Source organism: Flavobacterium soli DSM 19725 (assembly GCF_000422705.1).
Classification (GTDB): domain Bacteria; phylum Bacteroidota; class Bacteroidia; order Flavobacteriales; family Flavobacteriaceae; genus Flavobacterium; species Flavobacterium soli.
In genome coordinates, this window is sequence record NZ_AUGO01000002.1 from 212,941 (window position 1) to 238,521 (window position 25,581).

Consider the following 25,581-nt stretch of genomic DNA (forward strand, 5'->3'; position numbering starts at 1 on the left):
ACTCTTTTTGGTATATTTAAAAATTAATTTTCGTTTTTATGAAAAAAATGAATTATGCTCTTTTGTTGCTTTTATCCATATTGTACCTCCAAATTGGTTATGCACAAAATCCAAAACAAATTGATAGCATTCAACATCTAATTGCTACTACTACAAATGATTCATTAAAAATAGATGCTTTAAATAAAATGGCGTGGCATTATATTTTTAATGATGCCAAAAAAGCCAATGAGTTTCTAAAAAAATCCGAAAAAATAGCAATCAAATCCAACAATCATTATGGCTATAATGAAATTGTAAATATCAAGGGGATATTTATGGACATCAAAGGAAATGCAGATTCCGCTAAATATTTTTTCCAAAAGGCTTATCAATTAAGTAAAAAAAACAACTTTAAAACAATCGAGGTTCGAACGGTTAATAACTTGGGAATGTTTCATTGGAATACGGGAAAATTCAAAGAAGCATTAGATTATTTTTTCAAAGCTTTAAAAATAAATGAATCTCTGCCAAAGGAAAAACAAATTAAATTTTCGATTTTATACAATAATATTGGTTTGATTTATCAAGAGATGCATCTTAATTATAAGGCGTTAGAATACCACAAAAAAGCCTATGAACTAAGGAAAAGAGATAATCAAAAGAAAGACCAAGCCAGCTCTTTAAACAATATAGGTATTTGCTATCATTCATTAGGACAAAATAAAACTGCAATTGTAACCTATAAAAAAGGGCTTGTAGTTGCAAAAGAGTCTCAAAATGAGATCGATTATTATAAGTTGCTTGAAAATACCGGAAATGCACTTCAATCGGACGGACAATTTAAGGCCTCCATACCGTATTATATCCAAGTTTTGAATCATCCTCCGACCGTTACCCTCAATCCTAAAACCTATGTTGGTGTTTATACAGGTTTGGTAGCTGCTTATAATGAGATTAAGCAACCTAATGAGGCTTTAAAATATGCCGAAAAAGGGATCGAAGTAATTCAAAAGCATCCTGACCTCAAAAGTTTTATTTATTCACTTTATCAATATACAGCTCAAAGCCACTATATGGTTGGAAACATCAAGGAAGGGGATCGTTTCAGTACTCTTTTTATCGAGAATGTCAAAACAACCTTCTCCGAAGAAAATGCTAAAAGCATTGCCGATTTGGAAATAAAATTTGAAACAGCAGAGAAGGAAAAGCTTTTGGCCGAAAATAAAGCTGCACTCTTGAAAAGCCAGATACAAACCAAAAAGAAAAATTTTATTTTGACGACGGTTTCAGTTTTGGCATTTTTTATAGCACTTGTAGGATTTCTAATTTACAGACAACAAAATCTAAAAAACAAACAACAAAAACAGGAGTTTTCACTCAAGTCGGCTATTTCACAAATCGAAACTCAGAATAAATTACAAGAACAACGACTAGCCATTTCTAGAGATTTACATGATAATATTGGAGCACAACTTACTTTTATAATTTCATCAGTTGATAATATCGAATATGCATTTGATATCAAAAACGAAAAATTAGACTATAAATTAAAAAGCATTAGCAATTTCACAAAAGCTACAATAATAGAATTGAGAGATACCATTTGGGCAATGAATAGCAACGAAATAACATTTGAAGATTTGCACGCTAGAGTTCTCAATTTTATCGAAAAGGCCAAAGAAGCACAGGAAAAAATTGATTTTAAATTCCTAATTGATAAAGAACTTCATCAGTTGAAACTCACTTCAATTGTTGGAATGAATGTTTATAGAACCATTCAAGAAGCGGTTAATAACGCCATGAAATATGCAAAAGCTTCTAAGATTAATATCGAAGTTAAAAGCATTCAGAACAAAATTAGAATTGAAATTCAAGACAACGGAATGGGTTTCGAGTTAGAAAATATAGAAATTGGAAATGGTTTACATAATATGCGAAAGAGAATAGAAGATATAGACGGTGAATTTTCGATTGTCTCTGAGAGCTCAAAAGGAACAAAAATAACGGCAATAATTGATAAACTTACATTTGATGATCAAGATAGTAATCGTAGATGATAATATTTTTCTTCAAAAAGCAATAGCAGAGAAATTGTCTTTTTTCGAGGACCTGACCTGTAGATTTACTGCAAATAACGGTTTGGATTTGCTCCAAAAGTTAGAAGCGAACCATAATATAAATTTGATTTTAATGGATATCGAGATGCCAAAAATGAACGGTATCGAAGCTACAGAAATTATCAAAACCAAGTATCCTCATATTAAAATTATCATGTTAACAATTTTTGACAATGATGAAAATATCTTCAAATCCATAAAAGCTGGAGCTGATGGGTATCTCTTGAAAGAAGTGAGCCCAAACGATTTGCATCAGGGCATTATTGAGACCCTAAATGGTGGAGCAATCATGACACCATCAATAGCTTTAAAAACCCTTAAACTTTTTAGAAATCCTCTGATAGTTGAAGCCAAAGCCGAATGTGATGCAATAAAATTGACGCAACGAGAAATCGAAGTTTTAGAACAACTTAGCAGAGGCCTGAAATATAATAATATCGCTGATAATCTTATTCTTTCTTTGGGTACAGTTAGAAAACACGTCGAAAATATTTACACAAAACTACAGGTTCATAACAAATTAGAGGCTGTTGAAAAGGCTAAAAACAACAATCTTATTTAATATATAAAAAAATAGGGCAAATGCCGTATTGATTAGGCTTTCAGATAATTGCAATTTTGGAATACGTTTAACCAACAAAATTTTATCATGAAAACACTAAAAAAAATCAGTACTCTAATTTTAGCAATTGCCTTTTCAACTTCATTTTTTTCCTGTTCAGGAGATGATAGTGGCGGAAATACAGGAGGAAGTGCAGCCGAAGGAACGATTAAGGCAAAAATAGGCGGTAGCAACTTTACTTCTATTTCACAAGGAACTACTGCCGTTAAAGTGGCGACAGGTGGAGCTTACAGTATTACCATTCAAGGAACAGACTTAGGAGGAAAAAACATTCAGTTGATTCTAAATGGAGTGGATGGCGAGACAGGAACGTATGAAATCAGTCAAAATGCAACTATTTCGGCCATTGGAACTTACACAGAAGTAAACACCACCACATTTGAGTCGCAAACTTGGGCCGCTCCAAATGGAACAGATGCAGTTTCTGGATCAATTACGATTAGTGAAATCACTGATACTAATATTAAAGGGTCTTTTAGTTTTACTGCTAGAAATCAGGAAGATAGTAATAACGTTAAAGAAGTTACCAATGGAGCTTTCAACGTTAATTTCATGGAATTTTAAGGCGTGAAACCCATATAATAACCCGACAATTTGATGAAGATTGTCGGGTTTATTTTCCCTATAAACTTAAAAAATAAGAAATGAAACATATAGTAACCAAAATAGTTTGTGTTATACTTGTCGCTTTCAGTACACATCAACTTAGGGCTCAAAAAGCAGAAGCTCCTAATTTTACCTACAACTTTGGCGGTAAAATTGATTTTATGAAACTAACAGATTCTGGCGTCTTAGTGGTGGCAAATGGCGATGGTTTTGCTGGAATCAAGCCAGGTCAAGACAAGCTCCATTTTGACTTTAACGATTATGGTAAAGTAAAAGAGGAGGAACTGGAATTTATTCCGATGTCTCCCTATGTGATTGTGGCTCAAGGTGGCGTTTTTACCTCTAAGAAAAGCGTTATCGATTTTGTAGCCGGAAAAAAACTGTTTGCAACCGAAGAAAATGGCTGGAAGTTAACCTATACCTGCAATATTGTCTTGCCACAAAACAAACTTGTGGTAAGCGGACAAAGAAAAGCTGCCGAACAATATGCAATGGCAGTGGCTATTTACGATTTGGTTTCTGGAAAAGAAGAAAAATTATTTAAGCTAAAAGGTGCTGCAACAATGGTAACAGGACGGCCTTTGATGGTTGGCGACGGAATAATTGTGCCAACGAGTAAATCCCTGATGCACATTGATACAAAAAGCGGAAACATTACTTGGGAAACAAAAGTAGACGATATCACTTGGATGACGGCTGATGCAACGGGGAAGGAAATCTATGCTTTCGAAGAAAAACCGGGTGGCGATACCAAGATTCATAAAATCAGCAACACAGGTCAAGTTCTTTGGAAAGAAGCTCAAAAGGTGAAGGGAAAAGTAAGTAATTTTCAAATTTTACCGCAAGGTTTAGCGGTTGTTAGCGATGTTGCCGATACAGGAAGTAAAAGCGTTTTTGCAGCTGCCGCTGAATCAAAAATTGGATTTATGAGTGCTGCAACCGGTGAAGATCTATGGGACAAGGCTCCAAAAACCAAAGGATATGTACAGCATTTTTATGTGATGGAAGACGGAATTTTATTTGGTATAAGAGAAGGCGGTATCAACAAGATTTCTTTTGATGGAAAAACGCTTTTCAAGAAGCCGTTAAAAACGGGAGAAAATATCCACACAATGGCTTTGACGCCAAAAGGGATGATCTATATAACCGATACCGATGCAGACATCATAAACCTAACCACAGGTGAATCTATTTGGAACAAACCTATTAAATACAAAAAGGCCAAATCAGTTTGCAGTACCTATGATGCAAACAACAAGCGATACTTGATTAGTACTGGGGAGGAAATGCTAGCAATTGACGAGAATTCAGGCGATATTAGTACTTTTTGTAATTATAAATTTGAAGAAAAAGAAACACCAACTGCTTTGCAGGTTAGAGATGGTGGCCTTCTGCTAACGTCAGATCAAAATGTAATGATGCTCAATTTTGATGGTTCAAAAAAGTTTCATGAATACCACAGATCTCCAGGGAAGAGTGCTTTTGGTGCCATTATTGCAGGAGCTATGGCAGTAACTTCTATGGCAGTTGCAACTTCAGCGGCTTATGAAGCGGGAATGAACAAAAATGCTATCGGGCAGTATAACGACCGAGGACAACAGGCAAAAAACATTCAGGATAGTTTTTCCCAAATTGCCTCGGCTTCTTTTGCTGAAATGAACAAGCGTTTCAAAGCGACTGCTGCAACCGAAAATGCACAGTTTATATTGACCAAACTTGATGATGGAGTAGGGCTTGTAAAAGTTGATAAAGATTCGGGTAAAAAGCACAAAGAAATTGTGCTGAAGGACAAAAAACCAGAATATGTCGTAGATGAAATTGCAGGAGTTTTGTATTACAGGGCAAACGATAAATCAATCTATGGATATGATTTGATGAACTAGAGTTTTGGGTGGTTGCAAAGTCCTTTTCGTGATGGCTAAATGGTGTAGGACCGTTTCTTCAGAGATGAAAAGGGCTTTCTCCTTTTGTGAATTTTAATTGCAATAAGATGATTGTAGTACTGATCTTGATAATAGTTGCTTTGATGTCGGCTATTGTTTTTATGAATTTGAGTATGAGGAATATGAAGGAGGTTCATCTTCAAAAAATAGAAGAACTACATTTGGTTATTTCGAAACTATCTAGAAATCAAAAAGTAAATCAAGAAAAAATCGATTTGGCCGAAGAATTTAAAGGTAATTTCAAAGCATCAAAACTGGTATTAAACAACGAGATTCTGTCATTGCAACACGAATTTCTAGAAATCATCTCAAAAAAATAATCTTACGAGTTATATTTTAAATTATAATGTATAAGTTTTATATATTTAACAAATTTAAATTATTTTTTCGATCGAAAACGCTAAAAATATGAAGCAACTTTATGTTTTGTCACTATTGTTTTTCAATTTGTTTGCTTTTGGTCAGGGATTGTCTGTCCGAAAAATGGACAGTTTAAAATTGGCTGCTTCAAAGGGAAATGTCAATAATAGATGCAACTCACTTTTATTGTTGTCAGATGAGTATAGCAACACCGACTTGAATTTGTCTTTAAAATATGCAAAACTTTCGCTCGAAAAAGCACGATTAGCAAATAATGATACTTTAATTGCCGTTTCCTACAATTCAATTGCAAACACTTTTCAGTATAAAAGTCAGCTCGATTCAGCCTTAATTTTTCATAAGAAAGCTTTGCATTATCGAAAAAAGATCAATGATTCTTTGGGAATGGCAGACTCCTACAATAATTTAGGAATTACTTATGATTCGATGGGATTATTTTCGGAATCGTTGCATCAATATTTTAGGGCACTTTATTTTTATGACAAGAAGAAAGACTTAGAGAAACAGGCTATGACCTATACCAATATTGGAATAATTTATAAAACCCAAAAGGAATATAAAAAAGCATTTCAGTATTATAAAAAAGCAAATGATTTATATGTGAAAATTAAATCTGAGTTTGGCATTACAGTTTCATCGGGAAATTTAGGATCAATTCTAATTGATTTTGAAAGGTATGAAGAGTCGCTCCGATATTCTCAAATCGCGAAAGAAGGCTACAAAAAAATGGGTTATGATCGGTTCTTGGGATATCCCATTTCAAATATTGCAATAGTATATGATAGTTTACACCGATTCCAAGAAGCCAATAAAAATTATATCCAAGCAATTCAGCTACATGAAAAGTACTTGAATTCATATGAAGTGGCTAATATTTGTAATGCGTATGCGAAATGCCTCATTAAGCAGGAAAAATTTGAAGAAAGCATATTGATATCCAATAAGGCAAAAGAATTTTCGAAGAAGGCAAATGCTTTTTTTTTGGAAGTAAATGCCAATAAAAATTTGGCTAAAGCCAATTCGGCTCTAGGAAGTTTCGAGCAAGCATATAAATATTCAAATTTATATATAACGGGAAATGACAGCCTTTTTGAAACGGAAAAAACCAAGGCCATTTTTGAATTGGAAACCAAGTATAATACCGAAAAAAAAGAAAAATTACTAATTCAAAAGGAAGCCGAAGTCAAGCATAGAAATGCCTTGCTAATCGTATTATCGGTTCTTGTATTTTCTGCTGTTTTGCTTGGTTATCTTTTTTATCGTCAGCAAAAACTAAAAAATAAGCAACAGAAACAAGAGTTTCAGCTTAAATCGGCTATTGCAAAAATAGAAACACAAAATAAATTGCAGGATCAAAGATTGAGTATTTCAAGGGATTTACATGATAATATCGGAGCCCAACTAACCTTTATTATTTCATCAGTGGATAATATCAAATATGTTTTTGATTTAGAAAACACCAAGCTCGACAGCAAATTGCAAAGCATCAGCAATTTTACAAAATCAACAATCGTGGAACTTCGCGACACGATTTGGGCGATGAACAATGATGAGATTTCGTTTGAAGACTTGAGAATGAGGATTTTTAATTTTATCGAAAAAGCTAAAATTGCTACTGAGGAAATAGACTTTAAATTTAATATTGATGAAAGCTTAAGTCAGCTAAAATTCACGTCTATCAAGGGAATGAATGTCTATCGATCTATTCAAGAAGCCATCAATAACAGTATAAAATATGCAAAAGCGACTGAAATTGCGATCGATGTAAAAAGTCATGGCGATGAAATAAGAATTACTATTTCAGACAACGGAATTGGTTTTGATGAACACTTGATCGTTCCTGGAAATGGGATTCAAAATATTCGAAAACGAATAAAAGATATTGGAGGAAGGTTCGATCTGAAATCGGAAGTTCAAAGCGGAACAACGATAGTATTGACAGTTCCTAAATAAATTAAAAATGAAGCAGATGATAAAAATAGCAATTGCCGACGATAATTCATTCCTAATCAAAACAGCCCAAGAAAAATTATCTTTTTTTGATGATTTAAGCGTGAAATTAATCGCTGTTGATGGTAAAGATTTGCTTGAGAAGCTCGAAATAAATCATAACGTTGATCTCATTTTGATGGATATAGAAATGCCCGAAATGAATGGAATTGAAGCCACAACCTGCATTAAAATAAAGTATCCTCAGATAAAAATCCTCATATTGACCGTTTTTGATAACGATGAAAATATCTTCAATGCAATCAAGGCAGGAGCCGATGGTTATCTGTTAAAGGAAATCAACCCAAAAGATTTGCATCAGGGAATTCTCGAAACCTTGAATGGTGGAGCTGCAATGCATCCATCAATTGCCTATAAAACCCTGAAATTGCTTCGAAATCCACAAGATTTTGAGAATAAAGAATGTCAGGAAAAAATTAAATTATCCTCTAGGGAAATCGAAGTTTTAGAGCAGTTGAGCAAAGGATTAAATTACAATACCATTGCCGATAATTTAATTTTATCGCCAAGCACGGTGCGAAAACATATTGAAAATATCTATTCGAAATTGCAGGTTCACAACAAACTCGAAGCGGTTCAAAAAGCGAAAAGCAATAACTTAATCTGAAAATTATAAAACCCAATTGCTTCTTTTTTTTCTTATTTTTATAAAAAAATTAAAATGAAAAGAATTCTAATTGGAGTGGCAATTATTGTTGGCGTGATTTTGTTGTTCAAATTTTGCGATTTCAAGAAAGACAAATCCAATATTGAATATAACTCCAACCTTATCCAGCAACAAATCCTCAATGTTGGAAAATTAGTGGTTACCGAAGGTCATTTTTCCGAAGTGCTCACCTATAAAGATCAAGATAAATACCTCATGGATTTAGTGTCTTTTGAGAAAAAAGCGTTGATTGTTGTTAATGCAGATGTGACAGTTTCCTATGATTTACGTCAAGTAAAATACGATATAGACGAGAAAAACAAAACCATAACCATTACCAATATTCCCGAAGAAGAAATCAAAATCAGTCCCGATATCAAATTTTATGATGTCAGCCAAAGCCGATTCAACCAATTTACGGGAGACGACTACAACAAAGTGAATAAGACTGTAAAGGCAAATCTCGCCAAGAAAATCGAAAAATCAACTTTAAAATCAAATGCCAAAAACCGCTTGGTTAGCGAATTATCAAAGATATTAATCTTGACAAATTCTATGGAATGGACGTTGAAATTCGAAGGCAATGTCATTGAAAAAGAAACCGATTTGAGCTCAAATATCAAAGGGTAATAAACACAGATTCCACAGATTTACACAAACAAAAATCTGTGCTAATCTGTGGAATCTGTGTTAAACTTTTTTTTCTAATTCACACTCTCATTTTCAAAAATCAATTCCAAACCATTCGAAATTAACTTATTCAATTCAGGGCGATTTTCTTTTAATTTTTCAAGATGAATCAAAACTTCCTGCATCAATTCAGGCTCGTTTTTATCCTTCAATAGTTCTACAATTTCTATTGATAGCAACCAATCCTTCGGATGTTGCGTTTTCACGGTATGAAAAATAGTTGACAAAGAATCGTTATTGTTGTTTCCTTCACGGATGTTTCGCACTTCTCTATATAATTCCTCCAAATTAGAACGTTCCTCTGATTTTTTAGCCTTAATCGTCTTGCTAGACGGAACATGAGTAATCAAGTCAAAACTATTCACATCGGCAGGACCCGAAAATGCAGAAACCACTTTCTTTCCAACCGCCATATCATAAATTCCCCATTCAGGTTGGAACAAAACAGTTTCGCCGTGTTTCACGGTGCAATTTCTAAAGCTAATCAAGATAATCTCGCCTTGCAGATTTCTTGAACCTGTAATGATTTCGCCACTAACGGTAATGTCACCTTCAAATTCAAGCGTCACCGTTTCGCCTTCATAAATATTATAGGCTTTCAAATCTCTCGGACTCATATCCTCAATCGTCAAATTGATACCTTTTAAAGTTCCAATCGGACTTCCAAAACCTTCAGAATGTGTATTTGTTCCGTGACCCACAAGTTCCTTGTTTCGGTAAGAAAGTGCCGTTTTTCCAACCGTTTGCACATAAACTGATTTACCGTTATGTTCAATTACGTTAGTGAAAACACCCGAAATTTGCAATCCTGTGCTCAATTCAATAGTTCCCAGAGCTTTAGAGTCAATCAATTTCTGAACGCTTTTTGGACCACCTTTTCGCAATGCCATCGTGTTAGCAAACTCTTCCAAAACCTGACTCAAAAAAGCAAAATCAGGCGTTACAAAAAGTTGAGGTTGAGGTTTGGTGATGTCAAAACTTTGCTCTGCAGCATCAAGCGAATACGGAATTTTTTTCACTTCATCCGTCATGCACCAGGCACTTTCACCAATCGAAGACAATAATCCAGCACCATATATTTTTGGGTTTTCAACTGTTCCAATCAAGCCATATTCAACCGTCCACCAATGCAGATTTCTGATTTTTGCCATCTCCGACATTTCGCCCATATTGTTCTGCAAATCTTCCACCGCCTTTTCCGCAGCGTCAATTTCGTTTTGTGGCGTTCCTTCAGCTTCCTTCAAAATCGAAAGCAATCGAATCGCCTCATACATTTCATAATCCTTGTGAGAAGAAATCGCCTTGCAGCCAATTTCACCAAAACGACGCAAATATTCTGCATATTCTGGATTCGCAATAATCGGAGCGTGACCAGCACCTTCGTGAATAATATCCGGAGCCGGAGTATATTCAATATGCTCCAATTGTCGAATGTCCGAAGCAATCACCAATACATTATACGCCTGAAATTCCATAAAAGCATTTGGCGGAATAAACCCGTCTACAGCAACTGCAGCCCAACCAATTTCTTTCAAAATTCGGTTCATGCCATACATATTCGGAATATTTTCAATCTCCAAACCTGTCTTTTTCAAGCCATCCAAATACGAATTATGGGCCACTTTACTCAAATAATCTACATTTTTTCGCATCACATAACGCCAAACCGCCTGATTTATCGGAGTATAATCCGCATAATCCTGTGGTTTAATAAACTGCTTTAAATGCTTTGGTAACCTGTCAATCAAAGGGTTACTTTCAAATGAATTCGTCATAACTTCAAACGTTGTAGTTGGTCGTAAAGTTACGATTTTTTTTGTTGTTGCCATTCGAGGAACGAGGAATCTCATCCAAATTTTCAGGAGCTATTTCCAGCTTTCCTCCCGAAGCTTCGGGACTGGGCTAGGGTGGTGGTGGTGAAATTGATGTTTAGGTAAAAATAAAACCGTCGCATTTCTACAACGGTTTTGATTTCTTAATGAAACTTAATTTCTTAATGTTTTAAATGATACGGATTATTCAGCCACAACATTTTCCTTCTTCACTTCCACAGGAGCCGGAACATTTTCATCATATTCTGTTTCCTCCAAATCTTCCGATTTTCTACCCAATTTCACCTTCGGATTTTCTTGAGTGCCACTCACTTTCATTGGAATTCCCAAAATCCCGAAAGGAGGCAACCCCAAACGCATTTTCAGGTTCAAATTCCCGTCGAGGCTCGTCTGGCCTTCAAATCGGAGACGGAATCCTGCTACTTTAATCTTGAAACGTTCAATGTTGATGATGTTGTTCTTTATGGTCGTTTTAATATCCACTTTGGAAACATCCGGATTTTTAATTTCTTCGGTTTCGGTTTGTTTCGAAACGGCATTCAGCAACTTGAAGCCTTTCATTTTTACTTTTTTTACAGAAAGTGTTCCTCCACCATTCAAGGAAGGCATAATCGGTTGCATATTGTTATCCAAAACGCCCGAAATTTTATAATCCAAAGAAACAATTCCTTCTGCATTTTCGGCAGCCGAAGCGATTTCTTTAAACATCTTAATTTCATTATAAGCACGTTTTATATCAAAGTCATTGGCTACTATTTTATAATCGAATTTGGCTTTTTGAGTACCTTCGTTTTTGTAAAAAGCATCCATTTTTGCCACAGCATCAATAATGGTCAATGTTCCATTTTGCAATGATAACGAGCCTTTGCTTATCTTTAGATTTCCGGCCAAATTCTTCACAACCAAATCATCATACAAAATTTTCGAAGCATTAAAACGCAGATTCAAATCCAGATTATTTGGAATTTCAATTACTGTCGAAACCGTTTTTTGTTGTTCGTCTTCATCATCAGCATTGGTTTTTACAACTTCGGTCGGAATTAATTCGTTGATGTTTAATTCATCTGAAGAAAAACTGAAATTTCCCCTCAAGATTTGGTTTTTGGCCAGAACAAAATTGATGGCATTTTCAACATAACCGTTCATAGTAACATTTGCCGAACCATACACACCATTGAAATTCTGAAATTTCATTTGATCCTGATTAAACGTAAAAAGACCGTTTTTTATCGTGAAGGATTTAGGTAAATAATCGCTTCTAGTCACAATGTTTTTAAGCTCTAATGTTCCGCTATTTTTCAGTTTGCTAAAGTTTTTGTTGGTGGCATCGCTTTGTCTTCCGGCAAGACTTAAATCGGCTTTGATAAATCCGTCCAAGTCCAATCCTTTTTGTGAAAATACTTTATACACTTTCGCCACATTGATGGTTCCTTTTGCTTTTACATCATATAAAATGTCTTCAAAATTTTTGAATGAAGCCTTAACATCAAAGGGTTCTCCTTCAAACTTAAATCCAGCTTGCGGAATCAAAAACGCAATATCTTTAAAGTTGCCCGTCTTGTTTTCAAGATTTGCATTGATGTTGATGTTCTGAATCGGATTCGGATAATATTCGGTTTTTATAAATCCATCCACCAGATGAAATTTTCCTTTTGTTACAGGAAATTTATGGTTTTTTGAATTGTAAACGCCATCGGCAAGAATATCAATATTGAGTTTCCCTTTTAAAACCAGATCGTTAATTCCGATTGCCTTGTTGAGTTTTTCAAGATTCAAATCCGATTTTATTTTGCTTTTTATGGCAATAGATTCGCCAAATCCTTCGGTTTTTACAATTCCGCTGAAATAATCTTTTCCAACCATAAAATACAGGGAATCAACGTTTACTTTAAGTTTTGTAATATCCAGTTGAGGCAGTTGTGTTTGGAAATTCAAATATATTTTTTCAGCAGCTTCGGGCGTTTTATTATGAGCGACATAACCTTCACGGACTTTTAATCCAAAAGTGACATTCGGTTTCAGGTTTTCGGAAGCAATATATTTTCCTTTTAAGGTAAAATATGCATCCGTTTTACCTTTAATTTGGGTTTTGCTTAACCAAGTGATGAACTTTGGCGGTAGTGCCGTAAACAAATCGTGGAGGTTGCTGTTTTCGGTTTTTACATTAAAATCTAAAGCATAACCATTTTTTAAAAAATCAAAACTTCCTTTGAATTCTACTGGAAGTTTGTTGATGACAAGGTCATTTTTCTGAAAAACAAAAGAAAGTGAGTTGGTATTGATTTTGGTTAAAAGCTTGGCTGAAACTTTTTTATTGGTGAGATATTCTTCTTTATCGAAAGCGAAGTCTAGGTTTGCAATTTCGGCTTTGGTTGCCAAATCAAAATTGGATTTTTCCAAATCACCTTTCCCTATATAGTTAAATCCTGTGGCTTTTATTTTTATTTTGGAAGCCAAATCATTATAAATCAATGAAGTGTTTTCAATTTGAATGCGTTCTAATTTTAATGAAGCACTTTCGGAATTTGAAACGGTATCCTTGCTATCGGATTTATAAACATTATAATTAGCTTCCCCTTTTTTATTGATTTGAACATTAATTTTGGCATTATCGATATAAATTTCATCAATATTCATCTGGCTTCCGAAAAGCAAACTCGGAACATCAATTCCCAAACCGATTTCTTTAGCCGAAACCAGCGATTGATTTTTAAAAGGGTGCGAACCATTCAAATTAAAATCATTCAAGGTTAAGGTCAATGAGGGAAAATGTTTGAAAAATGAAAGTTCTGAATCTTGAAAATTCAATTCGCCATCCAAGTTTTCATTTGCTAAAACTTTGATTTTTTCTGTAATCGTATCAGCAAATATAATCGGTAAAATAAATAGAAGCGCGAGGATGGTTCCAAATGTAATGCCGCTGATTTTTAATATCTTTCGAAGTAAAGATTTCTTTTTCTGTTCCACTTTTGTTTTTGTTTTTGGACGCCAAAGTTACAATTAAAGAGATGAAATTTTAACATTTAGAAATAAAAAAAACCGCAACATTTCTGCTACGGTTATATATTTTTCAGACACTGAATACTGCTCCCGAAACTTCGGGATGAACACTGAACACTGTTTACTTCTTCTTCGGAGGATATTGTTCTAAAATCTTGGTCACAAATTCCTTGATTCGTTCTTCTTTTTTTTCAGTGTTTTTGGTCAAATTGCCATCACCTTCACCTTGCCAAACCATTTCTTTTTTCTTGGCATCAATCAAATCGATAAACAAAGTTCCTTCTGTAGAGCGAGATACAGAAGTTTGGCCTCCATACATCCAAGGATTCCAACCCCATCCCCAGCCGTAACCCCAGCCAGCATTGAAAGTGTTTACATCTACTTGTTCTCTTGATTTGGTGAAAATATTTACTAATAGATCTGGATTTTCACTTTTTGTAAATCCTTTGGCAACCATTTGTTCTTCAATGGCACGAAGAATTCTTTTTTTGTCCAGATCAGAAATTTCAACTTTGTCAATTCCATTTTTATAGAAAGCGAATGTTTTATACTGCGTAAAATCTACATTCTTATCAAAATCATTTGCCACTCTAACTGAGGAACAAGAACCTAGGATTAAAAGCATGAATAGGGGTAAAAATTGTATTGTTTTCATAGCAAATTTATTTATGTTCATTTTTCTCTTTAAAGCTCAAAACGATTGCAATTATGTTGAAGATGATCGAACTGTATAATAGAAAACGATTATCGAGTAGTATGCCTATTGGTAGTAGGATACAACCAAACGCCAATAGGTAAATACTGCTTTTCTTTTTCATATTAAAAATTTAAAATAGCATCATCTACTAAATTAGGGATGGTAACTTTTAGCAAAGGTTGCGTTTCCATTGCTCTTTTTATTGCAAAAATAGCACCATCATTTCGAGCCCAATTTCTTCTGGAAATTCCATTATTTACATCCCAGAAAAGCATTGATTCTAAACGTCTTGAGGCTTCTTTAGAGCCATCAAGAACCATACCAAAACCACCGTTGATTACTTCGCCCCAACCAACTCCACCACCATTGTGGATAGAAACCCAAGTGGCACCTCTAAAACTGTCTCCAATTACGTTTTGAATTGCCATATCAGCTGTAAAACGTGATCCGTCATAGATATTTGAAGTTTCTCGGTAAGGAGAATCTGTTCCAGAAACATCGTGATGATCACGGCCTAAAACTACATATCCGATTTCACCTTTTGCAATCGCTTGATTGAAGGCTTCGGCAATTTTGATTCTTCCTTCGGCATCTGCATATAAAATTCGGGCTTGAGACCCAACAACTAATTTATTTTCTTGAGCTCCTTTGATCCACTGGATATTATCAGCCATTTGCTGTTGGATTTCTTCAGGAGAATTCTTCATCATTTCTTCCAAAACATCACAGGCAATTTTATCGGTTTTGGCTAAATCTTCTGGGTTTCCAGATGTACAAACCCATCGGAAAGGTCCAAATCCATAATCGAAACACATAGGTCCCATAATGTCTTGAACATAACTCGGATATTTGAAATCGATTTTATTTTCGGCCATAATATCGGCTCCAGCTCGCGAAGCTTCAAGCAAAAAGGCATTTCCGTAATCAAAAAAGTAGGTGCCTTTTGCAGTATGTTTATTAATGGCATTGGCATGACGGCGAAGTGTTTTTTGAACTTCTTCCTTGAATTTTTCAGGATGGTTCGCCATCAATTCATTTGATTCTTCAAAAGTATAACCTGTTGGATAATAACCACCAGCCCAAGGATTATGCAACGAAGTTTGGTCGGAACCTAGATCAATGTGTAAGTTTTCCTGATCAAATCGCTCCCAAACATCTACCACATTTCCTAAATAGGCAATCGAAACGACTTCTTTATTTTCCAATGCTTTTTTGACTCTTGGAACCAGTTCTTCAATGTTTTCGATAATTTCATTGATCCAACCTTGAGAATGACGAATGTGTGTGATTTTTGGATTTACTTCTGCACAAACCGTAACGCAGCCTGCAATGTTTCCGGCTTTTGGTTGAGCTCCAGACATTCCGCCTAAACCTGATGTTACGAACAATCCACCAGAAGGAGATTTTTTTATTTTTCGGAATCCATTCAAAACGGTAATTGTAGTTCCGTGAACGATTCCTTGTGGTCCGATGTACATGTAACTTCCAGCTGTCATCTGACCATATTGTGTGACACCAAGAGCATTAAATTTTTCCCAATCATCCGGTTTTGAATAGTTTGGAATCATCATTCCGTTCGTAACTACAACTCTTGGAGCATCTTTATGCGAAGGAAACAATCCCATCGGATGTCCAGAATAAATAGCCAAAGTTTGCTCTTCGGTCATTTCCGAAAGGTATTTCATCGTCAATAAATATTGAGCCCAATTCGAAAAAACAGCTCCATTCCCGCCATACGTAATCAATTCATGAGGATGTTGTGCCACGGCATAATCCAAATTGTTTTGAATCATCAGCATGATTGCTTTCGCCTGTTCACATTTTCCAGGATATTCAGAAATTGGCCTTGCATACATTCTATAATCAGGACGAAAGCGGTACATATAAATTCGACCATAGGTATTCAATTCTTCCAAAAATTCCTTTGCCAAAACCGCGTGGTCTTTTGGTTCAAAATAGCGTAAAGCATTTCGAACGGCCAGTTTTTTTTCTTCGTCCGAAAGAATTTCTTTTCTTTTCGGAGCGTGATTAATTTCGATTTCGTAAGGTTTTGGTTGTGGTAAAACGGATGGAATTCCTTGTTGTATTTGTTCCTTGAAGGTCATTTTTATTAATTTAAAGATTGAAAAATTTAAAGATTGAAAAATTCCATAAAAAGAACTTTCATTTTCTTAAATTGACTTGCCTATTTATTTTTTTGTAAATTATCTAATTATCTCATTTTCTAATTTCGCCAGTTTTTTTATCAAATCCGTAAGGACAATGACGACAGCCACTTTTGCAACAATAGCCTCGCTTAAGATGGTGTTTTTCGGTAAAACATTTGTAACCTTCGGGAGTATAATAAAAATCTTCGCCCTCAATTAATTTATTTTCCTTATTTTGCTCGTTCATAAGGGCAAATTTATAAACTTTACAACAAATGTTTGTTATCGTTACGAAATATTTAATTCCGAAAGGCTATAATGGCTTGACGCTGTTTCCATTTGTAATGCTTCGGAATAATTCCGATAAGGAAAATAAAGTGCTTTTGAATCACGAAAAAATACACATTCGCCAGCAATTGGAACTTTTGATTTTGCCCTTTTTTCTGCTTTATTTTTTAGAATATTTGTTTCGATTGGTTCAATTTAAAGACAGAAATAAAGCCTATAGGAACATCAGTTTTGAGAGAGAAGCTTATGTAAATGAACGAAATTTAGATTATTTGAAATATAGAAAAATCTGGAATTTTTTAGTATATATAAAAATAAAAACCAGTAGTAATTAGCAGTAATTTAAGCAAATTGATTCACTGTTGGTACTGATATATGTCGTGTGTATGCCGTGTATGTATCGTGTATGTATCGAATATATAATGTAGGTAAATCATACCTGAACCAGTATAAATCCTAGTTGTAAGCAAAGAATAGTAATTAATAAACCAAATTTTGGAAATCCCAACACAATATCTTCCCCTTCAAAAAAACGGAATTACGGTCGCAATTCGTCGGGAAGACCTCATTCATCCGTTTGTTTCGGGCAATAAATTCCGAAAATTAAAGTACAATTTGCTTCAGGCAAAAAAAGAAAATCAAACTACATTGTTGACTTTTGGAGGTGCTTTTTCGAATCATATTGCAGCAGTTGCAGCAGCTGGAAAACAGGAAGACTTTAAAACAATTGGAATTATAAGAGGCGATGAATTGGCTTCAAAAATAAATGAAAATCCAACCTTGAAATTCGCACAGGAAAACGGAATGCAATTTGAATTTATTTCAAGGGAAGACTATTCGAATAAAGCAAGTTCAGATTTTTTAGAGGTTTTAAAAATAAAATTTGGAGACTTTTATCTGATTCCGGAAGGTGGAACAAATGGATTGGCAGTAAAAGGTTGCGAGGAAATTTTGACTGAAGAAGATGCGGTTTTTGATTATATATGTTGTGCTGTTGGAACTGGCGGAACGATATCTGGAATCATCAATTCGGCTCAGCCCAATCAAAAAGTTTTGGGTTTTCCTGCGTTAAAAGGTGACTTTTTACAAAATGAAATTCGTAATTTTGCAAAACACGATAATTGGCAACTGATAACAGACTATCATTTTGGAGGTTACGGAAAAGTTAATGAAGAATTAGTGTTTTTTTTGAATCAATTTTCTGAAACAACTAAAATTCTTTTAGACCCAATTTATACGGGAAAGATGATTTTTGGCGTTATAAAGCTGATTGAAAACAATTATTTTCCTAACGATTCCAAGATATTAGTCATTCATACTGGTGGCATCCAGGGCATTGAAGGAATGAATCAGTTGCTAGAAAAAAAGAAACTATCCAAAATAAATACAGATGTTTAAAAAAATCCTATTCTTATTCACCATTCTACTTTTTATTAGTTGTAATTCTTCCAAGAAATATGTTCGGACAACAAAAAAGACGCCGCCTAAAACCAATAAATCAGTAGGTACTAAAAAAACGACTACAACAAAAAAGCCAGTTGCTTCTAAAAAAACAAATTCAAACGGAAGACAGGAAGTGATTGAATCTACTTCAAAAACAGTGGTCTATAGTGATGTGGTTTTTAATTATGTGGATGATTTCAAGGACATTGCAAAAGGAAACATGAAGACTTACGGAATTCCTGCCAGTATTATTTTGGCACAAGGAATTTTAGAATCTGGAGCGGGAAGGGGAGAGTTGGCTAAAAATTCCAACAATCATTTTGGTATTAAATGTCATACAGGTTGGGAAGGCGAACGGGTTTATCATGACGATGATGCCGATCAGGAATGTTTTAGAAAATATAAAGATCCAGCCGAATCTTATAAAGACCATGCCTTATTTTTAACAGGAAGAAGTCGATATGCAAGTTTATTCGAATTAGAAAAAGACGATTATGAAGCTTGGGCTAAAGGTTTAAGAAAAGCGGGGTATGCTACAGATCCGAAATATCCTGAGAAACTAATTGGTTATATTGAACGTTATAATTTACACCAATATGATGCTGAAGTTTTAGGAAATGATTTTGTGCCTTTTGAAACAGGAAGTAAACCAATCCAGATTGCCGATCATCAAGTTGGAAATTTATATGAAGTTCAAAAAGGCGATACTTTTTATTCCATTTCAAAAAAATTCAATTTGACGGTTGATGAATTAAAACAGAAAAATAGTCTTTCTGATAACACGCTTTCTATCGGACAAAAATTAATCGTAAAATAGATTAAACTCACAACTCACAACTAAAATGATATACCAAAGAAGTAGTCAGCTTTTTGCTGAAGCAGAAAAAGTAATTCCGGGAGGAGTAAATTCGCCAGTTAGAGCTTTCAAGGCAGTAGGAGGAACGCCAATTTTTGTAAAATATGCTCGTGGGGCTTATTTATACGACGAAGATGATAGAAGATTAATAGATTATATCAATTCTTGGGGACCGATGATTTTAGGTCATGCCTATGAACCGGTTGTGGAAGCAGTAATCAGTAGAGCCAAGTTAGGAACTTCCTTTGGAATGCCAACAGCTTTAGAAACTGAAATTGCAACTTTGGCAGTAAATATGGTGCCGGGAATTGACAAAATAAGGTTTGTAAATTCAGGAACAGAGGCCTGCATGAGTGCCATTCGTTTAGCAAGAGGATTTACAAGTAGAGACAAGATCATCAAATTTGCAGGTTGCTATCACGGTCATTCCGATTCTTTTTTGATTCAAGCGGGAAGCGGAGCCGTTACTTTTGGTTCTCCAAATAGTCCTGGAGTTACGGCAGGAACAGCCAAGGATACTTTATTGGCACATTATAATGATTTAGAAAGTGTTCAAACTTTAATTGATGCTAATAAAGGAGAAATTGCCGCTATTATTATCGAGCCAGTTGCCGGAAATATGGGTTGTATACCGCCACAAGAAGGATTTTTGGAAGGATTGAGAAACCTTTGCGATAAAAATGGCATATTGTTGATATTTGATGAGGTGATGACTGGTTTCCGTCTTGCAAAAGGTGGAGCTCAAGAATTATACAATATAAAGGCTGACATCGTTTGTTTTGGAAAAGTGATTGGTGGCGGTTTGCCAGTTGGTGCTTTTGCCGCAAATGAAGAAATTATGAATTATTTGGCTCCAATTGGACCGGTTTATCAAGCAGGAACTTTGTCGGGAAATCCTTTGGCTATGGCAGCAGGTTTGGCAATGTTGCAAGCTTTAAACGATGATGAAGAAATTTTTACAAGATTGGATGCAAAAACAGCCTATCTGGAAGCAGGAATTGATAAGGTTTTGAAAGAAAACAATGTGGAGTTCACCATCAACAGAGTCGGATCAATGATTTCGGTTCATTTTGATGCTGATCCTGTCGTGGATTTCAAGACTGCGGCAAAAGGCGATAATCCATTGTTCAAGAAATTCTTCCACGGATTATTGAAGGAGGGAATTTATATTGCTCCATCGGCCTATGAAACCTGGTTTATAACGGATGCACTTAGTTATGAAGATTTAGATTTTACGATAGAAGCAATTAGGAAAGTATCGAAAACATTCTAAAAACAAAAACGTCCTGAAAATTAATTCAGGACGTTTTTTTATATAAAAAAGTATTTTTTATTTAGTCAATTTGGTAAACAATTTTGCGTTTCCTTTCAATTTTGCAAAATCCTCAGTTCCTAAAAGCTCTTCTAATCTTGAAGTAACGAAATTAGTAACTGCGTCTTTTCTCTCTTGAGATAATCCAGCTACATTTTTCATTTCTCTGTGTTTTGTTTCCAAAGTTTTGATCACATTTGCTTTAGTAGCTTCGTTAGTAACTTTAACAATAGTACTCAATGCTGCAAAATCTTGTAAAGCTGCTTCATGAGCTATTTCGTTAGCAGACATTTCTTTTGCTGGAGCTGTATTTGAAACTGTTTTTTTAACTTGTGCACTTGCTCCAAGAGCAAAAAATAATGCTAATGCTACAAATATATTTTTCATAATTGGTAAAGGATTAGTTTTTAGTTATGCCAAATCTAATTAATTTTAAATAAAAACACAACATTATTTTTTAATCTTTTCCTCTGATGTCTTTTTATTAAAATGTTTTTTCATTCCTTTTTTTACACCAGTTTTTTTCATTTTCTCCCATTTTTCAAACTGTTCAGGGCTTAAAATTTTTTTTACGCGTTCCTTCATTGCAATTTGCTCATCTAGCTTTTTGTTTTTCATCACAAAAATTTCATCAGATGTTAGTTTTTTATCTGCTTTTTTCTGAGCAATAAATTGTGCCTTTTGTGCTTCTCTTTTAGTTTGTTGTTCTGCTATAATAGTAGCCATTTCTTTTTGTTGAGATGCAGAAAGATCCAATTCTAGGGTTAGCTTTTTCAAATGCAACTGATTTTTTTGTTCAGGCGTCATTTGTTCCATAGCCACTCTTTTGCTTTTTTTGTCTTCCATTGAAATTTTTTCTTGTGCAAAACCTGTCATTCCAACAAGTAATAATGCAACTGCAATCATTTTTTTCATTTTATTTTTTTTAAAGTTATACCATTTTGACACCCATTCTTTTAAAAGGTTTAATGTATGGCAATTTTTTTCAAATGTTAAATCCGATGAAAAGCATAAAAACAGGCTTAAAGAACTATCAGATTTTCAATTAGATGTGCAAAAAGGTGTAACTTTGCAACCTGAAAAACCCCATTTTTTAATTGTTATGAAAAAAAAATTAGTTGCACTGGTAGTAGGTGCGTTTGTTGTTTTGCAATCTTGTCAAAATGACGATAATGGAGCAAACGGCAATCAAGAGCAAAAAGTTATATTGAATGTTGATGCCGAAAGTTTAAGTAACCGAATGAATTATAATAATTCAGGAGTTATTAATTTTGTTGGAGATGATGTTTCAGCTCGTTCTCCAATGGATGGTAATGCAGTTGCTTTTCCAATGTCATTGTTAGCCGAAGTTAATCCACCAAGTTATAATGGTGTTAGTATGACAGCTTCTCACGTAGATGTTAAGGATAATTATGTGTATGTTTCTTATAATACACAAGGTGATACCTATTTAGGGGGAATCGATGTTATCGATGTTTCGCAACCCAATAATCCACAATTAATTATCCAAGCAATTTTGCCAAATACTGATATCAGTACGGTTTTGTTTGATAATGGTCAGCTTTATATTGCTGGAGCTATGAATGTAGATGCAAATCCTGGAGTAACGAGTCCAGCTTTTGTTGCCAAAATGCCACTTCAAAGTGGACTTTTAACCAATAATTATACAGCCGTTGCTCTAACTGGAAATGTTGCAACAGGTCTTGCGGTTGCCGATTCAAAATACTACGGTGTTTCGGGTAATAATGGTGTCCTGGCGAAGATCAATAAAGCAAATAATACAGTAGAAACGACTATCGCTGTTGATGATTTGAGAGCTCTTGGAAAAATCAATACTAAAATCGTTGTGTTGAGTGGTACTCAAGGAGTTAAAGTTTACAATGCTGATAACTTAACGTTACAGTCTTCTTTTTCAACTTCATCAGATGTTTTGGATGCAAAAAGAACAATCGATTTCCAAGGTGATAATCTATTGGTTTCAGAAGGTTATGATGGTTTGAAAGTGTATAATTTGAATTCTGGAAGCTTGTTGCAAACATTGTCACTTCCAACAGGTTTGCCAAATATAGATCAGGCAGATGTGGTAACGAATGCGGTTTCTGTAAACGGAGATTTCGTATATGTTGCCAATGGAGCTGCTGGTGTATATGTTTACAAAAAAGACGGTGCAAATCTTGGTTTGTTAGGATCTATCCAACTAGGAGGTTCTTCTAACTATGTGAAAAGTGCTGGAGATTATATCTTCGTTGCAACAGGAACTGGTGGTTTGAAAATCATCAAGAAAGTAACGGTTTCAACTATAGATTGTACTGGTTTTGCAACTTATAGTGGTGGTCCATGGTTGAATGTGAATTCAGGACAAACTCTTAATTATCAAGGTTCTGCTGCTTTGCAAGGTGTAAATGTAAATCAAAATTTAACTTTCTGTGGTTCATTATCAGTTGCACAAGGGCTGAATGTAAACAGCAATGGAATTTTTACTTTGAAGGGTTCTTTGGCTCAAGGCCAATACAATAATAATGGAACCAATTTCAATATAAATGGTACCTTTAGAGTAGAGGGAAGTGTTGTAATCTATGGTAATTTGATTCTAAATAGTGGTGCTAAACTTGAATTTTTAGGTTCAGGCTCTTCCATAACTATTTATGGAAACGTCATTAAAAATAGTAATGTTACCATTACAGGAAACTACACAGATACCTTTAATAAATTGAATTAATTTCTTAAATTTTTAAGAAATAGTAAAGGAACTCAATTGAGTTCCTTTTTTTTGTTATATTCGCTTCAAACAATTTAAAACAAAATCATGGAAAAATTTGAAGATCAAGATTTCAATCACAATCAGAAGCCAATGTCTGTAAAGAATTGGCTAGTTACCTTATTATTAACTGCTTTGCCTCTTGTGGGTATAGTCATGTTGTTCGTTTGGGCATTTGGAAGCAATGAAAATGAAAACCGCCAAAACTGGGCAAAAGCACAATTAATTTTTGCTGCAATCATTATTGGTTTGGTGATTCTATTCTCTATTATCTTTGGTTCTATTTTTGCTGCAGCAATGGCAAGTGGAGCGGCAGATAATTACTAAAAAGAATTGTATTGGCATAAAAAAGGAGCTCAATTGAGCTCCTTTTCTATTTATATGTGTTGAGAATTATCCAGCCAATTCCACAATTTTAGCATCACCGTCCACAACAACTTTCGTCAAGCCTTGTTTGGAAAGACCTTTCATTGCAGTATCCCATTTTTTTCCGCTTAGACCTGAATTTAATTTCAAAGAATTTAAATCCATTTTGTTTTCATTAGATTTTAATAAGGCGATAACCAATTTTTCTTCTTCTGTGAGTTCAACCTGTTTCTTTTCCGGACGCATTTGTGGGAAAAATAAAACTTCTTGAATAGAAGCGTTATTGGTCAAAAACATGATCAAGCGGTCCATTCCGATGCCAAGTCCAGATGTAGGTGGCATTCCATATTCTAAAGCTCTCAAGAAGTCCTCATCGATGAATTGTCCTGCTTCATCATCGCCTTTTTCGGCTAATTTTAATTGGGCTTCAAAACGGCCTCTTTGATCAATCGGATCGTTTAATTCGGAATAGGCATTTGCAATTTCTTTTCCGCAAACCATTAACTCAAAACGCTCTGTCAATTCAGGATTATCGCGGTGTTCCTTGCATAACGGCGACATTTCTTTTGGATAATCCGTGATGAAAGTAGGCTGAATAAAATTCCCTTCGCATTTAGCTCCAAAAATTTCATCAATCAGTTTTCCTTTGCCCATGGTCTGATCCACTTCGATTCCCATTCCTCTTGCTGCTGCAAAAAGCTCTTCCTCGGTTTTACCAGAAATATCAAAGCCAGTAAATTGCTTGATAGCATCGGTCATCGTTATTCTTGCATAAGGTGCTTTGAAATCTACCCTATGTTCGCCAAAAGTTGTTTCAGTTGTTCCATTTACGGCAATTGCACAATGTTGTAGCAAGTTTTCTGTAAACTCCATCATCCAGTTATAATCTTTGTAGGCCACATAGATTTCCATGGCCGTAAATTCCGGATTATGAGTCCTGTCCATTCCTTCGTTTCTGAAGTTTTTCGAGAATTCATAAACGCCGTCAAAACCACCAACGATTAATCTTTTTAGGTATAATTCGTTAGCAATTCTCAAATACAATGGGATATCCAATGCATTGTGGTGTGAAATAAATGGTCGGGCTGCAGCACCACCTGCAATAGCTTGCAAAATTGGTGTTTCAACTTCCATGTACCCGGCTTCGTTAAAGAAATTTCGCATGGCGGTGAACAATTTTGTTCTCTTCGTGAAAACTTCTTTCACATGTGGATTTACAACCAAATCTACATAACGCATTCTGTAGCGCAATTCTGCATCATTAAAAGCATCGTGCACTTTTCCTTCTTCATCCACTTTTGGTAGCGGTAATGTTCGAAGCGTTTTGCTTAATATTGAAAAGTTATCTACTCTAATACATTGAGCACCTACTTTTGTTGTGAATAATTCACCTTCAACTCCTATAAAATCGCCTAAATCAGTCAGTTTCTTAAAGACTTGATTGTAAAGTGTTTTGTCTTCTTCTGGACAAATTATATCTCGGTTCAAATATAATTGAATTCGGCCTTCGCTATCCTGCAATTCAGCAAAACAAGCTTTTCCTTGATCACGAACACTCATCAAGCGTCCAGCCACAACAACCTTCTTTCCTTCCTCGAAACTTTCCTTTATTTGCTTTGAAGTGTGGTTTACTGGAAATAGATCCGCAGGATAGGGGTTGATGCCGAGTTCACGCAAGGTTCCGAGTTTTTCTCTTCGGATGATTTCTTGTTCTGATAGTGCCATTTTGATGTAATTTTTTGAAGTTGCAAATGTAGCGTATAAGTTTGAAAGTCGCAAAGTTTCAAATGGTTGGATTTTGTATTAAAAAGTGAGCCTGTTTTGATAAAGTTTATGAAATTTGGTAGCCAAGATGTTAATGAGAGGTTAATGGGGTTTTTTTGTC

The 25,581-nt window shown here is 34.9% G+C and carries 23 protein-coding genes; 14 read left to right on the top strand and 9 right to left on the bottom strand.

Translation table 11 applies throughout. The annotated features are described in order from the left end of the window. Positions 1–38 precede the first annotated feature (38 nt). The 8 genes from G508_RS19435 (at position 39) to G508_RS0104105 (ending at position 8,937) form a co-directional block, all read left to right on the top strand. The gene (locus G508_RS19435; protein ID WP_051197440.1) at positions 39–2,039 is read left to right on the top strand and encodes a tetratricopeptide repeat-containing sensor histidine kinase; all 2,001 of its coding nucleotides are present in this window, start codon (positions 39–41) and stop codon (positions 2,037–2,039) included. After that, positions 2,014–2,661, top strand: coding sequence for a response regulator (locus G508_RS0104075; RefSeq protein ID WP_407918629.1), 648 nt, complete (start codon positions 2,014–2,016; stop codon positions 2,659–2,661). Before G508_RS19435 ends, G508_RS0104075 begins: the two co-directional genes overlap by 26 nt. Positions 2,662–2,748: 87 nt before the next feature. Further along, complete coding sequence (locus G508_RS0104080; RefSeq protein WP_026704127.1) at positions 2,749–3,285, top strand: DUF6252 family protein; 537 nt, start codon at positions 2,749–2,751, stop codon at positions 3,283–3,285. 80 nt (positions 3,286–3,365) lie between these two features. Then, complete coding sequence (locus G508_RS0104085) at positions 3,366–5,210, top strand: outer membrane protein assembly factor BamB family protein (RefSeq protein WP_035694068.1); 1,845 nt, start codon at positions 3,366–3,368, stop codon at positions 5,208–5,210. Between the two features lie 107 nt (positions 5,211–5,317). Then, positions 5,318–5,590 carry a hypothetical protein gene (locus G508_RS0104090; protein WP_026704129.1) on the top strand — a complete coding sequence of 91 codons (273 nt, stop codon included), beginning with the start codon at positions 5,318–5,320 and terminating at the stop codon, positions 5,588–5,590. A gap of 88 nt (positions 5,591–5,678) precedes the next feature. Beyond that, on the top strand, positions 5,679–7,604 hold the full coding sequence (locus G508_RS0104095; RefSeq protein WP_026704130.1) for a tetratricopeptide repeat-containing sensor histidine kinase: 1,926 nt from the start codon (positions 5,679–5,681) through the stop codon (positions 7,602–7,604). A gap of 16 nt (positions 7,605–7,620) precedes the next feature. Then, positions 7,621–8,268 carry a response regulator gene (locus G508_RS0104100; RefSeq protein ID WP_026704131.1) on the top strand — a complete coding sequence of 216 codons (648 nt, stop codon included), beginning with the start codon at positions 7,621–7,623 and terminating at the stop codon, positions 8,266–8,268. A gap of 54 nt (positions 8,269–8,322) precedes the next feature. Next, positions 8,323–8,937, top strand: coding sequence for a DUF4230 domain-containing protein (locus tag G508_RS0104105; RefSeq protein WP_035694071.1), 615 nt, complete (start codon positions 8,323–8,325; stop codon positions 8,935–8,937). A 74-nt stretch (positions 8,938–9,011) separates the two neighbouring features. Here the strand turns inward: G508_RS0104105 and G508_RS0104110 are convergent, their stop codons facing one another. The 6 genes from G508_RS0104110 to G508_RS20210 form a co-directional block, all read right to left on the bottom strand. Beyond that, entirely contained in the window at positions 9,012–10,772 is a 1,761-nt protein-coding gene (locus G508_RS0104110; RefSeq protein WP_026704133.1) for an aromatic amino acid hydroxylase, read from the bottom strand. A gap of 240 nt (positions 10,773–11,012) precedes the next feature. Beyond that, positions 11,013–13,796: an AsmA family protein gene (locus tag G508_RS18545; RefSeq protein WP_051197441.1), complete on the bottom strand. Its 2,784-nt coding sequence runs from the start codon at positions 13,794–13,796 to the stop codon at positions 11,013–11,015. A gap of 154 nt (positions 13,797–13,950) precedes the next feature. Further along, positions 13,951–14,484, bottom strand: a complete 534-nt coding sequence (locus G508_RS0104120) for a DUF4136 domain-containing protein (RefSeq protein ID WP_026704134.1) — start codon at positions 14,482–14,484, stop codon at positions 13,951–13,953. A 7-nt stretch (positions 14,485–14,491) separates the two neighbouring features. After that, complete coding sequence (locus tag G508_RS19985) at positions 14,492–14,647, bottom strand: hypothetical protein (RefSeq protein ID WP_157485869.1); 156 nt, start codon at positions 14,645–14,647, stop codon at positions 14,492–14,494. 1 nt (position 14,648) lies between these two features. Then, the gene (locus G508_RS0104125; protein WP_026704135.1) at positions 14,649–16,631 is read right to left on the bottom strand and encodes a urocanate hydratase; all 1,983 of its coding nucleotides are present in this window, start codon (positions 16,629–16,631) and stop codon (positions 14,649–14,651) included. A 112-nt stretch (positions 16,632–16,743) separates the two neighbouring features. Beyond that, positions 16,744–16,920: a DUF5522 domain-containing protein gene (locus tag G508_RS20210; RefSeq protein WP_169628013.1), complete on the bottom strand. Its 177-nt coding sequence runs from the start codon at positions 16,918–16,920 to the stop codon at positions 16,744–16,746. A 28-nt stretch (positions 16,921–16,948) separates the two neighbouring features. Here G508_RS20210 and G508_RS0104135 point away from each other — a divergent pair, with 28 nt between their 5' ends. The 4 genes from G508_RS0104135 to hemL all read left to right on the top strand — a co-directional run bounded on the left by G508_RS0104135 (position 16,949) and on the right by hemL (position 20,533). Then, on the top strand, positions 16,949–17,296 hold the full coding sequence (locus G508_RS0104135) for a hypothetical protein (RefSeq protein ID WP_026704136.1): 348 nt from the start codon (positions 16,949–16,951) through the stop codon (positions 17,294–17,296). A gap of 160 nt (positions 17,297–17,456) precedes the next feature. After that, a complete protein-coding gene (locus G508_RS0104140; protein ID WP_157485870.1) occupies positions 17,457–18,359 on the top strand; it encodes a 1-aminocyclopropane-1-carboxylate deaminase/D-cysteine desulfhydrase in 903 nt (300 codons plus the stop codon). Further along, positions 18,352–19,221: a glucosaminidase domain-containing protein gene (locus G508_RS0104145; protein ID WP_026704138.1), complete on the top strand. Its 870-nt coding sequence runs from the start codon at positions 18,352–18,354 to the stop codon at positions 19,219–19,221. Before G508_RS0104140 ends, G508_RS0104145 begins: the two co-directional genes overlap by 8 nt. Positions 19,222–19,246: 25 nt before the next feature. Next, positions 19,247–20,533 (top strand): glutamate-1-semialdehyde 2,1-aminomutase, encoded by a 1,287-nt coding sequence (gene hemL, locus G508_RS0104150; RefSeq protein ID WP_026704139.1) that lies wholly within the window; start codon positions 19,247–19,249, stop codon positions 20,531–20,533. A gap of 57 nt (positions 20,534–20,590) precedes the next feature. Here the strand turns inward: hemL and G508_RS0104155 are convergent, their stop codons facing one another. Together G508_RS0104155 and G508_RS0104160 are read right to left on the bottom strand one after the other, a co-directional pair. Beyond that, a complete protein-coding gene (locus tag G508_RS0104155) occupies positions 20,591–20,959 on the bottom strand; it encodes a hypothetical protein (RefSeq protein ID WP_026704140.1) in 369 nt (122 codons plus the stop codon). Positions 20,960–21,022: 63 nt separating this feature from the next. Beyond that, on the bottom strand, positions 21,023–21,487 hold the full coding sequence (locus tag G508_RS0104160) for a hypothetical protein (RefSeq protein WP_157485871.1): 465 nt from the start codon (positions 21,485–21,487) through the stop codon (positions 21,023–21,025). A gap of 187 nt (positions 21,488–21,674) precedes the next feature. On the opposite strand from G508_RS0104160, the gene G508_RS0104165 reads away from it, so the two are divergent. After that, positions 21,675–23,291 carry an LVIVD repeat-containing protein gene (locus tag G508_RS0104165; RefSeq protein WP_026704142.1) on the top strand — a complete coding sequence of 539 codons (1,617 nt, stop codon included), beginning with the start codon at positions 21,675–21,677 and terminating at the stop codon, positions 23,289–23,291. Between the two features lie 87 nt (positions 23,292–23,378). Continuing rightward, a complete protein-coding gene (locus tag G508_RS0104170; protein WP_026704143.1) occupies positions 23,379–23,657 on the top strand; it encodes a hypothetical protein in 279 nt (92 codons plus the stop codon). Between the two features lie 66 nt (positions 23,658–23,723). Here the strand turns inward: G508_RS0104170 and lysS are convergent, their stop codons facing one another. After that, the gene (gene lysS, locus G508_RS0104175; protein ID WP_026704144.1) at positions 23,724–25,421 is read right to left on the bottom strand and encodes a lysine--tRNA ligase; all 1,698 of its coding nucleotides are present in this window, start codon (positions 25,419–25,421) and stop codon (positions 23,724–23,726) included. Positions 25,422–25,581: the final 160 nt, after the last annotated feature.

What these genes read in the sequence shown, in the direction of transcription:
- G508_RS19435 (WP_051197440.1), top strand. Translation starts at nt 39, where the DNA reads ATGAAAAAAATGAATTATGCTCTTTTGTTGCTTTTATCCATATTGTAC.
- G508_RS0104075 (WP_407918629.1), top strand. Translation starts at nt 2,014, where the DNA reads ATGATCAAGATAGTAATCGTAGATGATAATATTTTTCTTCAAAAAGCA.
- G508_RS0104080 (WP_026704127.1), top strand. Translation starts at nt 2,749, where the DNA reads ATGAAAACACTAAAAAAAATCAGTACTCTAATTTTAGCAATTGCCTTT.
- G508_RS0104085 (WP_035694068.1), top strand. Translation starts at nt 3,366, where the DNA reads ATGAAACATATAGTAACCAAAATAGTTTGTGTTATACTTGTCGCTTTC.
- G508_RS0104090 (WP_026704129.1), top strand. Translation starts at nt 5,318, where the DNA reads ATGATTGTAGTACTGATCTTGATAATAGTTGCTTTGATGTCGGCTATT.
- G508_RS0104095 (WP_026704130.1), top strand. Translation starts at nt 5,679, where the DNA reads ATGAAGCAACTTTATGTTTTGTCACTATTGTTTTTCAATTTGTTTGCT.
- G508_RS0104100 (WP_026704131.1), top strand. Translation starts at nt 7,621, where the DNA reads ATGATAAAAATAGCAATTGCCGACGATAATTCATTCCTAATCAAAACA.
- G508_RS0104105 (WP_035694071.1), top strand. Translation starts at nt 8,323, where the DNA reads ATGAAAAGAATTCTAATTGGAGTGGCAATTATTGTTGGCGTGATTTTG.
- G508_RS0104110 (WP_026704133.1), bottom strand. Translation starts at nt 10,772, where the DNA reads ATGACGAATTCATTTGAAAGTAACCCTTTGATTGACAGGTTACCAAAG.
- G508_RS0104120 (WP_026704134.1), bottom strand. Translation starts at nt 14,484, where the DNA reads ATGAAAACAATACAATTTTTACCCCTATTCATGCTTTTAATCCTAGGT.
- G508_RS19985 (WP_157485869.1), bottom strand. Translation starts at nt 14,647, where the DNA reads ATGAAAAAGAAAAGCAGTATTTACCTATTGGCGTTTGGTTGTATCCTA.
- G508_RS0104125 (WP_026704135.1), bottom strand. Translation starts at nt 16,631, where the DNA reads ATGACCTTCAAGGAACAAATACAACAAGGAATTCCATCCGTTTTACCA.
- G508_RS20210 (WP_169628013.1), bottom strand. Translation starts at nt 16,920, where the DNA reads ATGAACGAGCAAAATAAGGAAAATAAATTAATTGAGGGCGAAGATTTT.
- G508_RS0104135 (WP_026704136.1), top strand. Translation starts at nt 16,949, where the DNA reads ATGTTTGTTATCGTTACGAAATATTTAATTCCGAAAGGCTATAATGGC.
- G508_RS0104145 (WP_026704138.1), top strand. Translation starts at nt 18,352, where the DNA reads ATGTTTAAAAAAATCCTATTCTTATTCACCATTCTACTTTTTATTAGT.
- hemL (WP_026704139.1), top strand. Translation starts at nt 19,247, where the DNA reads ATGATATACCAAAGAAGTAGTCAGCTTTTTGCTGAAGCAGAAAAAGTA.
- G508_RS0104155 (WP_026704140.1), bottom strand. Translation starts at nt 20,959, where the DNA reads ATGAAAAATATATTTGTAGCATTAGCATTATTTTTTGCTCTTGGAGCA.
- G508_RS0104160 (WP_157485871.1), bottom strand. Translation starts at nt 21,487, where the DNA reads ATGAAAAAAATGATTGCAGTTGCATTATTACTTGTTGGAATGACAGGT.
- G508_RS0104165 (WP_026704142.1), top strand. Translation starts at nt 21,675, where the DNA reads ATGAAAAAAAAATTAGTTGCACTGGTAGTAGGTGCGTTTGTTGTTTTG.
- G508_RS0104170 (WP_026704143.1), top strand. Translation starts at nt 23,379, where the DNA reads ATGGAAAAATTTGAAGATCAAGATTTCAATCACAATCAGAAGCCAATG.
- lysS (WP_026704144.1), bottom strand. Translation starts at nt 25,421, where the DNA reads ATGGCACTATCAGAACAAGAAATCATCCGAAGAGAAAAACTCGGAACC.